An 11,378-nucleotide genomic window follows, 5' to 3' on the forward strand; every position below is an offset into this window, starting at 1 on the left:
CTGCCCCGGTGCCACAGATCTACGAAAGACGTCTTCATGAACCAGTCCGCCCTTCCCGCCGACACCCTGTTCCTTCCTGTCTCACCGGCCGGCCGGCCGCCGCGGGTACCCGCATCGGACGATCTGCCCTTGCTCGACGCACTCGACTGGGGCCGGCTGTACGCCCAGCTCAACGAGGAGGGCGTGGCCCTCACCCCGCCTCTGCTGTCGCGCGCGCAGTGCCAGGAGATCATCGACACCTTCGAGCAGCCCGGCCTGTTCCGCTCCACGGTCGTCATGCAGCGACATCAGTTCGGCCGCGGCACCTACAAGTACTACGCCGACCCGGCTGCTGTGCCGGTGATCCAGAACTTGCGGGAGCAGCTGTACCCGTCGATGGCGTGGATGGCCAACCAGTGGGCGCCGCAGCTGGGAGAGCGCACCTTTCCGCTCTCCCTGGAGGAGTTGCTGGCCGAATGCGCGGACAACGGGCAGAGCCGTTCCACACCGCTCATCCTTCAGTACGGCCCCGGTGACTACGCGTGCCTGCACCAGGACATCTACGGTGACATCGTCTTTCCACTGCAGATCGCGGTCATGCTCAACCAGCCCGGCGACGACTTCACCGGCGGCGAGAACGTGTTCGTCGAGCAGCGCCCCCGCTTCCAGTCCCGCGCGATCGTGGTCAAACCCGAACTCGGCCAGGGAATGATCTTCCCCGTCCGGCACCGGCCGATCCGCAGCAAGCACGGCTTCCGGCGCCATCCGATGCGCCACGGCACGAACGCCGTCGAGACCGGGCAGCGCACCACTCTCGGGCTCATCTTCCACAACGCCCGCTGACCTGCACCGGGTGCCCTGCCTGCTCACCCCGCAGGGAGCTTGGCGTCCATTTCCCGCCAGCGCCTCGTGGCGGGCTGCCGCACACTGACGTGGTGACCAGCGAAGACAGCATGTACGAAGCTGTGCGCAGCCGCGATGCCCGTTTCGACGGCGAGTTCTTCTTCGCCGTCTCGACGACCGGTATCTACTGCCGTCCCAGCTGCCCCGCCACCACACCGAAGCGGCAGAACGTGAGCTTCTTCCCCACGGCGGCGGCCGCCCAGCACTCGGGTTTCCGCGCCTGCCGGCGCTGTCGCCCGGACGCGGTGCCCGGTTCCGTCGCCTGGAACACGCGGGCGGACGTGGTGGGCCGTGCCGTGCGGCTGATCGGCGACGGCATCGTGGACCGGGAGGGCGTCGCAGGCCTGGCTGCGCGCCTGGGCTACAGCGCCCGACAGGTGCAGCGGCAGCTGAACGCCGAACTGGGCGCCGGCCCGATCGCACTCGCCCGCGCCCAGCGTGCGCACACCGCGCGGGTCCTGCTGCAGACCACGTCCCTTCAGGCCACGGAGATCGCCTTCGCGGCAGGATTCGCGAGCGTGCGGCAGTTCAACGACACCATCCGTGAGATCTACGCTCTCACCCCCAGCGAGCTGCGTGCGGCCCGGCCGGGCCGCACCTCCCGATACGGCAGCACCGGCAGCGCGGCGGGCATACCGCTGCGGCTGGCCTACCGTGGCCCCTACGACGCGGCCGAGGTCTTCGACCACCTCGCCGCCCGCGCCCTGGACGGCATCGAGGAGATGACCGGCAGCCGGGGCAGGCGCACCTACCGGCGCACCCTGGGCCTGCCTCACGGCCCCGGGATCGCCGAGGTCAGCGAGAAGCTCGGCGGCGGCTGGCTGGAGTGCCACCTGAACTTGGGCGACCTGCGGGACCTGACCACCGCCACACAGCGCATCCGCCGTCTGTTCGACCTGGACGCCGATCCGTACGCGGTCACCGAGCGGCTCGGCGCCGACCCGGCGCTCGCCCCACTCGTCCGGGTCAGGCGCGGGCTGCGTGCCCCCGGGGCGGCCGACCCGCACGAGCTGGCGATCCGCGCCGTACTGGGCCAGCAGGTCTCCGTCTCCGCCGGACGGAAACTCGGCAAGGCGCTGGTGACCGCCTACGGCCGGCTGCTTCCCACTCCTAACAGCGGCCTCACCCATGTGTTCCCCGGCGCAGACGACCTCGCGGAAGCGCCCCTGACCGAGCTCGGCATGCCCGACTCCCGCCGCAGGACCGTACGCACCATCGCCGCCGCACTCGCGCACGGCACCGTGTGCCTGGACGCGGGCGCGGACCGCGACGAGACGGAGAAGAAGCTGCTGGGCCTGCGCGGCATCGGCCCCTGGACGGCCGGCTACATCCGCATGCGGGCGCTGGGTGACCCCGACGTCCTACTGACCGGCGACGTCGCCGTCCAGGCCGGCATGCGACTGGCGGGCGCCGATCCGGTCGACGCCGAGAGGTGGCGCCCCTGGCGCACCTACGCCATGCACCACTTCTGGAACACGGCAGCAGACCGACGCCGCACCCCCGCAGCGTGACGTCCGAATCCCGCCAGCGCCGGGGGCCGCCGGCCACCACAGTTGACGGTGGACCGAAGACTGACGAGAAGGACGCGACGATGACCGCCTGCACAACGATCACCAGCCCGCTGGGCGACCTGCTTCTGGTGGGCGAGGAAAGCGTCGATGGGCTCACCCTGACCTCACTGTCCATGCCCGGACAGAAGAACGCCCCGCCCCCGCGCCCCGGATGGCGGCGTACCACGAAGCCGCTCGCGGACGTCATCCGCCAACTGGAGGCGTATTTCGCGGGCGAACTCACCAGCTTCGACATCCCGTTCACCTCCGGTGGAACGGACTTCCAGCAGCGCGTCTGGAGGGCATTGGAGGAGATCCCGTACGGCACCACGACCACGTACGGCGCTCTGTGCGCCCAACTTGAACTGCCGCGCGAGCGGAGCCAGGCAGTGGGTGCGGCAATCGGCGCGAACCCGCTGCTGCTGGTACGCCCCTGCCACCGGGTCATCGGCGCGGACGGCACGATGCGCGGCTATGCGGGCGGCGTCGAGCGCAAGATGCACCTGCTCACTCACGAAGGCGCCCTGCAGCCGACCCTCATCTGAACACCGCGGCGGTGTCCCCCCGGGCCGCGGCGGTCCGGGGGAACACCGATCGGCGCGAGCCAGCCGCTGGTCGTACGCCCAAGCCACCGCGTCACCGGCGCCGACGGCCGGCTGACCGGCTACGCCGGCGGCCTGGAGCGCAAGCAGCGGCTCCTGGACCCGAAAAACGTCCACCGCGCCGCCTGACCCGCCCCACCCCAGCCCCCACACGCCCGCTCACGGACGGCGGACGCCACCCGGGCGGCACCACCCTCCCCACCAACGCAAGGAACCCCCGACATGACCGAGACCACCCGGCTCGAGAGCTCGGTCGCACAGACCGACTGGGCTGCCCTGGAGGCCGAACTCGACACACACGGCAACGCCCCGACCGGGCCGCTGATCACACCCGCCCAGTGCCGCGAGCTCACCGCTCTCTACGACCAGCCCGACCGCTTCCGTACGACCGTGGACATGGCCCGCCACCGGTTCGGTTCCGGCCAGTACCGCTACTTCACCCACGACCTGCCTGACCTCGTGCGGGACCTGCGCGAGGCGATCTATCCCCGTCTGCTGCCCATCGCACGGGCCTGGGCCGTCAAACTGGGCAAGCCCGCACCCTGGCCCGACACCCTGACCGAGTGGCTGACGATGTGCCACGAGGCCGGACAGAACAAGTCCGCTCAGATTCTTCTGCGCTACGGGCCCGGCGACTGGAACGCCCTGCACCGCGACGTGTTCGGTGACATGGTCTTCCCCCTGCAGGTCGTCATCGGCCTCAACACCCCCGGCACCGACTTCACCGGCGGGGAGTTCCTGATGACCGAACAGCGGCCCCGGGCACAGACCCGCGGCTCGGCCACCACCCTGCTCCAGGGCCACGGCCTGGTCTTCACCACCCGCGACCGGCCCGTGGCCACCAAACGCGGCTGGTCGAACGGGCCGATGCGCCACGGCGTGAGCACCGTCCGCTCCGGCACACGGCACACCCTCGGCCTCGTTTTTCACGACGCCGCATGACTCCCGCCCCAGCCGATGACGCCGGGCCGGTACGCACGTACACCCTGTGCGGCACGGACGGACGGCCCTACCGGAGCCAGACACCCGGCACGCTCGGCGGGCACCGCCGCAGTCGGCTGTACGGGCGGCTGGACTGCCCGTCCGCGCTGCGGGCCATCGCCCGCGGCCACTACACCACCCACCGGGTGTTCTTCGCCGACGAAGCCACCGCCGTCGCCGCCGGACACCGGCCCTGCGCCGTGTGCCTGCCCGTCGCCTACGCCCGCTGGAAAGCCGAACAAGAAGGCACAACCCGATGAACCCCCTCACCGGACGGGACGGAGACTCCCGCTCTCCCCTCATCAACCCCGCCGATCTCGCCGCCCACGCCGGCGACCTACCCCCGCCCCAGCCCCACACCGACGCTGAACTCGCCTCGCTCCTGGGCCTGCTGACGGGGCCGAGGCAGCGGACCGAGACGGCCGTGATCGGGCACAGCCGCGACGACGCCTCCCGCGCAGCCGCCCAGGCGTTCGAGGACGCGTGGACAGCCCACGGCGGACGTGTGCTCACGGTCGTCAACTGGCCGGAGACGGCCGCGTCCTGGCTGCGTCCGGCCCGGCGGCTGACGGCCCAGACCCCTGACGCCTGGGTGTTCGCCGCCTCCGTGCTGGGCTTCGCCCAACTCGCGCGCCGCCTGCGCACGTCCACCGACTTCGAGCCGGCCCGCGCCGTGGCGTTCGCCTCGCTGAGCACTTCCCTCCTGCCCGCGCTCGCCGGCCCCGGTGCCCTGAGCGGGCTGCGCGGCGCGAGCGCCGACGGCGGCACCTGGGACGTCGACGGGGCCCAGGTCACCACCTACCCGGCGGCGGAGGCGAGCGCATGAGCGCGCTGGTTGCCCGCCCCACCATGGAGATCGCACCCGGCGCGATACACGTGCCGGGCTGGCTCACCCTCCACGAGCAGCGCGAACTGGTCGCCGCCTGCCGCACCTGGGCCACCAGCCCGGTCCCCATCCGCCACACCCGGCTGCCGCGCGGCGGCGTCATGTCCGTGCAGACCGTCTGCATCGGCTGGCACTGGCAGCCCTACCGCTACACCCGCACCGCCGACGACGTGAACGGCGAACAGGTCGCCCCGTTCCCTGACTGGATGGTCCGCCTCGGCCGCCGCGCCGTGTGCGAGGCGTACCACGACCAACAGACGGCGGACCGCTACACCCCGGACACCGCGCTGATCAACTTCTACGACGGGCAGGCCCGGCTCGGCATGCACCAGGACAACGACGAACACTCCCCGGCACCCGTGGTGTCCCTGTCCATCGGCGACAGTTGCGTCTTCCGCGTCGGAAACACGCAGACCCGCACCCGGCCCTACACGGACATCGAACTCGCATCCGGCGACCTGTTCGTCTTCGGCGGCCCCTCCCGCTACGTCTACCACGGTGTTCCCAAGGTCCACCAAGACACCGCCGACCCCGCCTGCGGCCTGGGCTCCGGCCGATTGAACATCACGATGCGCGTCACAGGCCTCACCGAACCCGAGGACACGTGGTGACTGCCGTGATCGGCGCAGACGGACTGGCCCGCTGCCCGTGGGCCGGTGCCGACGACCTGCTGCGCGACTACCACGACACCGAATGGGGACCGCCCGTCACCGGCGAGGCGGCCCTGTTCGAACGCGTCAGCCTCGAAGCCTTCCAGGCCGGCCTGAGCTGGCGCACGGTCCTGGCCAAACGCCCCGCCTTCCGCGACGCCTTCGACGACTTCAACCCCGACACCGTCGCCCGCCTCACCGACAGCCGTATCAAACAACTCACCAACCACCCGGGCATCATCCGTAACCGGAAGAAGATCGAAGCCGCCCGCACCAACGCCCGCGCCGTCGTCCGCCTACGCCTCCACGACTGCGGCGGCCTCGAACAACTCGTCCTCGCCCACCGTCCGGCCACCACCCCCGAGCCCCACCAACACACCGACATCCCCACCAGCAGCCCTGAGTCCGCTGCCCTCGCCAGGGCCCTGCGCGCCCACGGCCTCACCTTCGTCGGCCCCACCGGAATGCACGCCCTTATGGAGGCCACCGGCCTCATCAACACCCACCTGCTCACCTGCCACCGCCGCGGACCGTCCGCGGCCCCGCCAATCCGATGACCAGCACATCGGTCCCGGGGGGCGTGCGCGCACCGCCCCCCCCCCGGGACTTGAATGCCGAGCAGCATGTGCAGGAAACTCTTGCCGCGGCGCTGCGCCCCGGCCAGATTCGCCTTCTCCTCGCCGCGGTTCTGGGTGAAGACGCGCAGCGGATCGAGGGACGCAGCCGCGCTGCTGTCGGCGGTGATCAGCTCGGTACGGCCGGGGAAGGACCGTGCGAAGCGCGGCCACTGCTGTTTGTGGGTACGGTCCACGATCGCCGCGCGGCCGCGGGCTCCCTCGTGCGTTTCCCGTGCATTTCGCGACTCCGGCGGACGCGCCGCCACTCACGCGCAGCAATCCGCAGATGGGCCGGGCAGCGTCCGCCCCGGCGTGGTCAGTTCGCAGTTGATTCGCGGGGGACCGGGATTCCGCCGCTGACGATACGGGTGGCGGGTCTGTCGTGTTCCACCGACCGCAGGTCTCGGACCGGTGCGAGGGGCGCGACTTCTAGTCGACCAGGCCGCGCTGGCCCACCAGATAGCCGGCGTGGAACCGGTTCCGCGCTCCGAGCCTGTTCATGATCTCGGAGATGTGCCGCTGACAGGTCCGGGGGGAGATGGCGAGCCGCTTGGCGATCGTGGGCACCTCTGCTCCCTCCGCGAGCAGCTTCATGATGACGTGTTTCGTGCGGTCGGAGGCTTCAAGGACCTGCTGCCTTCGGTACCGGACGGGGAAGGCGCTGCCTTCCGCCCATGCCCGTGAGTAGGCGTTGACGATGAAGTGCACCACATGGGGGTCCTGAACGACCAGGGCGCCTTCGGCGTCATCCCTCAGCGGCAGGACGGCCGCGCTGCGGTCGATCACGACGATCTCCGTGAAGCCGTCCTCGACCAGCCGCACTTCGGCACCCAGCCGGATCAGCCGCTGCGTGTCACGCGCCGACGACTGGTTGAACTGGACGGAACTCCGGTACAGCGCCCGCAGTCGGACTCCTCGCCGCAGCGCGTTCTCCGTGAGGGTGAATAACTCCTCCGATTCGCCCGTCGGAAGGGAGGTGAGTATCTCTCCGCGTGCGCCCGCCGTGAGGTCGCGGAGGGTTTCGCCTACCTCCGCTCGGTTCAGCAGCCGTTTACCGGATGCGGTGATTCCGCCGCTGCTCGGCATCTCCCTGTACACACGGCTGTACGGCGAGAGCGAGGCGGTGACGCGGTATACGCGTTCCTGCTTCTCGGCCAGGTACCGGAGATCGTCACCGCAGGTACGGATCATGGCTGTGGCCGGCGGTAGGGCCAGGAGCCGTTCATCTGCTGATGGGTCGCGTTCGACCAGACCGAGGCGGTGCAGCTGTTCCATGGCCGCCGTGAACACGGGGAGCGGAAGCCTTGCCTTTGTGCGTAATTCAGAGCGGGTCGAGCCCTGGTCCGCGAGGAGGGCTGTGTAGACCGCGCAACTGTCCTCGTCTTCCAGGGCGTTATGCGTTTGGTTCACCGGATGCCTTTTAGGCATGCTTTGACCCCTCCTCTTTGTGTCATGGCGGAAACCTGACTCCCGCGAAATGATCACAGAAGCTACAACATGTGCAAGTGTTGTGCCGGTCCAAGAACCTCCCGTACGGCGAAATCCGGTCGGGTTGTTTCTGGATACCTCAAGAGGTTTCCGTTCCGTTTTGGTGCGGAAATGTCAGTTTCATGAGATGAGAAAGGAGTGGTCAGTATGTCCATCGAGCTGAAGACCCTGAAGTCGAGCACGGCCGGCGTCGTCGGCGAGGGCTGAACGCCCCGCCAGGACCGACACCCGTAGTCGGCGAGCGGACCAAGCGCCCGCCGACTGCGGATCGGGATTCCGAGGGCTTGGCCTCCGGTCCCCTACAGGGCAGTACCCGCTTGCGGGTGCTGCCCTGTGTCAATCATGCCTTCAAGCAACCCCTAGGAGTGCTCATGCCCATGGACAAGGACGCACTGCCTCTTCTGAAGCACACCAACCCTGTCTACGGCTCCGGCGCCAGGGTACTCATCAACGGCTTCGGAGAAGTCACAGCGGTTGACGACCCCAGCGGCGCTGTTCGCCGGCTCCTGGCGCTCCTGGACGGAACCCGATCTCCCGTGGCGGTCCACGAGGCGCTGTCCGCTGATCACCCCGAGGTGACCCTGGACGAGACCGTAGCGGTGCTGGAGCAGTTCGATGCTGCGGGGTTCCTGCTCAACGCGGCTGCCTCACCCGAGGGACTCCTCGACGAGTACGAGCTGAGCCGCTGGAAGCGGAATATCAACTTCTTCGGCTCGTACGCACGGCTCGCCGACAACAAATACGAGATGCAGGCGAAGCTCCGCGACTGCAGGGTCGCCCTGCTCGGACTCGGCGGGCTCGGCTGCCATCTCCTGCTCGACATGGCCGGGCTGGGGATCGGCAACGTTCGTGTGGTCGAGTTCGACCGCGTCGAGCTGTCCAACCTGAACCGGCAGATTCTCTACCGTGAGGCCGATCTCGGACAGAGCAAACTCCCGCTGGCCGTCGAAAGGGTCAAGGAGTTCAACTCCCGCATGCACGTGGACCCGGTGGACATGAGGATCAGCTCGGTCCAGGACGTCATCGACGTCATTACCGGGTGTGACGTCGTCATCTGTGTCGCGGACCGCCCGAAGGTCGAGATCATGAGCTGGGTCAACCAGGCCTGCGCGCAGACCGGAATCCCGTTCACCACGGGTGGCCTGGACACCCAGCGCGCCTTCTACTACACGGTGGTTCCCGGTGCGACCGGCTGTGTGCAGTGCTGGCGGCGTCAGGTCTCCGAGACAGATCCGGTGTCGGACGGGCTTCTCAACGAGAAGACGGAACGCCGGATCGGTGGCGACAACGCGGCGTTCGTCCCATTGGTGACAATGACGACAGGCTTCCTGCTCGGCGAGCTGACCCGTCTGGTCACCAAGATGGCCCCCGCAGTAGCCACCAATCGCCTGATGGAACTGCGTTTCCAGGACTACGCGATGACCGAGGCGGAACACTGGACCCGGGCAGCGGACTGCCCAGTGTGCGGGGAAGCCGCACACGTCCACCCCTTTACGATCGGCTGACATGGGAAAGCGGTACTACCTGCTCCTGAGCGCCTACTTGACCTCGTCGATAGGCAACTGGGTGTACAGAATCACCCTCCCGCTCCTGGTCCTGCACCAGACGGGATCGGCGCTGAGCACCAGCCTTGTGTACGTCGTCGAATACGTTCCCTTTCTCCTGCTCTCGCTGCCGGGCGGCGTCTGGGCCGACCGCTGGAACCGGCGCTCCATCCTGATCGGCGGCGACCTCGCGGCAGCGCTCCTCGCTTCAGCACTGGCCGTCCTGGTCATCGCGGGAACCACGCACCTGTGGCCGATTCTCCTGGCCGCCTTTCTGCTCGGGTGCGTCGACCCCGTCTACCATCCCGCGTTCCAGAGTCTCCTGCCCGACATCGTGGCCAAGGAGAAGCTGGGGAAGGCCAACGGCTGGTTGCAGTCCGGCGACAACCTGATGGTGATGCTCGGACCGGCCGTGGCGGGCGGAGCCATCGCGTTGTTCGGCTATGGCACGACGGTGACCTTCAACGCGTGCACCTTCTTCGTCTCGGCCGGCGCCATCCTGCTGATCGGCAAGGTGGGCTCTCCCGGACAGGACAGGACCGTGCGATCGTCCATCCTCAAGGACATCGGCGAGGCCGGCAAGTACATCGTCAAGAAGAACAAGGCGCTTCTGGCCGGATCGCTGATCTTCACCGGAACCAACTTCGCCACCTGGATCGTCCAGGCGAACTTCGTCTTCTACCTGACGACCTACCGACACTTGAACTCGACCGTGCTCGGTGTCGTGATCGGATGCCAGGGCGTTGGCGCCCTCGTGGGTGCGGCCCTGGCCGGACGCCTCAACGAAAGGTTCGACTCGGGGCGCATCATCATCGTCACCACGGCGATCGCGGGGTGCACCACCCTGATCCTGATCCCCCTGCGCGACCCCGTGCTCATCGGGCTGGACTGGGCGCTGCTCTTCAGCTGCGCCTCGATCAACGTGGTGACCTGGTTCACGATGCGTCAGAAAATCGTGCCCGGCAATCTGCTGGGGCGGGTTGTCGCGAGTACGCGCATGCTGGCGTTCGCCTCGATCCCACTGGCCGCGCTACTCGGCGGTGTACTGGAGAGCAACTTCCACAACATCTACCTGATCATGGTGGTGAGCGGGGTCGTCCGTCTGGGCATCGCGGCGCTCGCCTGGTTCTCCCCGCTGCGGGGTGACTCAAGGGCATCCGAGACGACGAAGGAGGGCCCGGCCCCATCACCGGTCGGGGAACAGACATCGTGAACGCGCGGTCGCGACCCGGCCCTGCCCAGCGCCGCGTCGTCCACGCGGAGCGCGGGCGCAGCGGCGAGCGTGCGTCGGGGCACAGCCGGGGAACTCCGGACAGGGCCCAGCGGTACCCCTTGCCTGCTGACGAAGGACCAGATCGGATCAAGCCCTGATCCGCCCTTCCAGCCCCACGACCTGCGAGGCCGACGCCTGTGCCCACTTCTGTTCCTCGCGTATCGGGCGCAGGCCGAGGTGATTCCGCAGAAGCACGCGCCTACCTCCTCCTCAAGGCACACCTGCACCTGCTCACCGAGGACCACAACGCACGCCGCGCCTACGAGGGCTGCGGAGACCCCAGCCTGATCACCGCCTGCCTCGGCGGGGTACGAAGCGGCCAGGACACCGAACGCATCCGGGGCCATCCGGCGATCGAATTCCTGCGCGGCCCGGCACGGCCGGGCCGGCCGCTCCTGGTCTCCGACGGCGCCTACCTGCCGCACGAGAATGTCGGCCACGACCTCGCCTCCTACCTCATCGCCGGCCCGCGCACGGCCGCCGCGCACATCGTCGTCGACGCCGTCCGGTGCGCCCGGGAGCTGAGCGGCCCGTACGCGGACGACGCCACTGCCCTGGTCGCCCATCTCACCGGCGGGGGCGGGGAGCCCGGTTCGCCGTGCCGGTGCGGGGCTCGCGGCCGCGCTGCCCTTCTGGTCTCCGAGGGCCTCCACGTCCTGCTGAAGCTGTGACAGCAAGGGGCTGGGGTGCGCGGTGTGCTCTTCCAGGTGGTCTTTCGTGTGTGCGCCCGTTCGTCGGGGACAGGGCGGTGCTCGGCATCCTCCCCAAGACAGCCGAACCCCGGCTATTCACCGAAATTGTCCGAGCTGACGCCCTGACAGCAGAAAGGCGCCGTTGACCTGCAAGGATGCGCGTGTTGAGGACGTATCCGGGCAGAGGATCAAGGCACCTTTCTGGTGAACGAG

12 protein-coding genes and 1 pseudogene are annotated in these 11,378 nt (G+C 68.8%); 12 read left to right on the plus strand and 1 reads right to left on the minus strand.

The window, feature by feature from the left end:
• Positions 1-129 precede the first annotated feature (129 nt).
• The 9 genes and pseudogenes from E6P78_RS11980 (at position 130) to E6P78_RS12020 (ending at position 6,108) form a co-directional block, all read left to right on the plus strand.
• Complete coding sequence (locus E6P78_RS11980; protein ID WP_240799156.1) at positions 130-822, plus strand: 2OG-Fe(II) oxygenase; 693 nt, start codon at positions 130-132, stop codon at positions 820-822.
• Between the two features lie 110 nt (positions 823-932).
• Entirely contained in the window at positions 933-2,393 is a 1,461-nt protein-coding gene (locus tag E6P78_RS11985; RefSeq protein ID WP_136203559.1) for an AlkA N-terminal domain-containing protein, read from the plus strand.
• A gap of 80 nt (positions 2,394-2,473) precedes the next feature.
• Entirely contained in the window at positions 2,474-2,977 is a 504-nt protein-coding gene (locus E6P78_RS11990; RefSeq protein WP_136203524.1) for a methylated-DNA--[protein]-cysteine S-methyltransferase, read from the plus strand.
• A gap of 30 nt (positions 2,978-3,007) precedes the next feature.
• Positions 3,008-3,163: pseudogene (locus E6P78_RS11995) on the plus strand (MGMT family protein); the annotation flags it as partial.
• 93 nt (positions 3,164-3,256) lie between these two features.
• Positions 3,257-3,976 carry a 2OG-Fe(II) oxygenase gene (locus tag E6P78_RS12000; protein WP_136203525.1) on the plus strand — a complete coding sequence of 240 codons (720 nt, stop codon included), beginning with the start codon at positions 3,257-3,259 and terminating at the stop codon, positions 3,974-3,976.
• A complete protein-coding gene (locus E6P78_RS12005; RefSeq protein WP_136203526.1) occupies positions 3,973-4,275 on the plus strand; it encodes an Ada metal-binding domain-containing protein in 303 nt (100 codons plus the stop codon). The genes E6P78_RS12000 and E6P78_RS12005 overlap by 4 nt, the downstream gene beginning before the upstream one ends.
• Entirely contained in the window at positions 4,272-4,841 is a 570-nt protein-coding gene (locus E6P78_RS12010; RefSeq protein WP_136203527.1) for an ABC transporter substrate-binding protein, read from the plus strand. Before E6P78_RS12005 ends, E6P78_RS12010 begins: the two co-directional genes overlap by 4 nt.
• Complete coding sequence (locus E6P78_RS12015) at positions 4,838-5,512, plus strand: alpha-ketoglutarate-dependent dioxygenase AlkB (RefSeq protein ID WP_136203528.1); 675 nt, start codon at positions 4,838-4,840, stop codon at positions 5,510-5,512. Before E6P78_RS12010 ends, E6P78_RS12015 begins: the two co-directional genes overlap by 4 nt.
• The gene (locus E6P78_RS12020; RefSeq protein ID WP_136203529.1) at positions 5,509-6,108 is read left to right on the plus strand and encodes a DNA-3-methyladenine glycosylase I; all 600 of its coding nucleotides are present in this window, start codon (positions 5,509-5,511) and stop codon (positions 6,106-6,108) included. The genes E6P78_RS12015 and E6P78_RS12020 overlap by 4 nt, the downstream gene beginning before the upstream one ends.
• A gap of 489 nt (positions 6,109-6,597) precedes the next feature.
• On the opposite strand, the gene E6P78_RS12030 is transcribed toward E6P78_RS12020, so the two are convergent.
• Positions 6,598-7,443 carry a LuxR family transcriptional regulator gene (locus tag E6P78_RS12030; protein WP_168712606.1) on the minus strand — a complete coding sequence of 282 codons (846 nt, stop codon included), beginning with the start codon at positions 7,441-7,443 and terminating at the stop codon, positions 6,598-6,600.
• 590 nt (positions 7,444-8,033) lie between these two features.
• Here E6P78_RS12030 and E6P78_RS12035 point away from each other — a divergent pair.
• From E6P78_RS12035 to E6P78_RS12045, 3 genes are all read left to right on the plus strand, one after another.
• Entirely contained in the window at positions 8,034-9,161 is a 1,128-nt protein-coding gene (locus E6P78_RS12035) for a ThiF family adenylyltransferase (RefSeq protein ID WP_168712607.1), read from the plus strand.
• Position 9,162: 1 nt separating this feature from the next.
• A complete protein-coding gene (locus tag E6P78_RS12040; protein ID WP_136203532.1) occupies positions 9,163-10,413 on the plus strand; it encodes an MFS transporter in 1,251 nt (416 codons plus the stop codon).
• A 197-nt stretch (positions 10,414-10,610) separates the two neighbouring features.
• Complete coding sequence (locus tag E6P78_RS12045) at positions 10,611-11,144, plus strand: hypothetical protein (protein WP_136203533.1); 534 nt, start codon at positions 10,611-10,613, stop codon at positions 11,142-11,144.
• Positions 11,145-11,378: the final 234 nt, after the last annotated feature.

Origin of the sequence: Streptomyces sp. A0958, assembly GCF_004795035.1 — a bacterium.
Classification (GTDB): Bacteria; Actinomycetota; Actinomycetes; order Streptomycetales; family Streptomycetaceae; genus Streptomyces.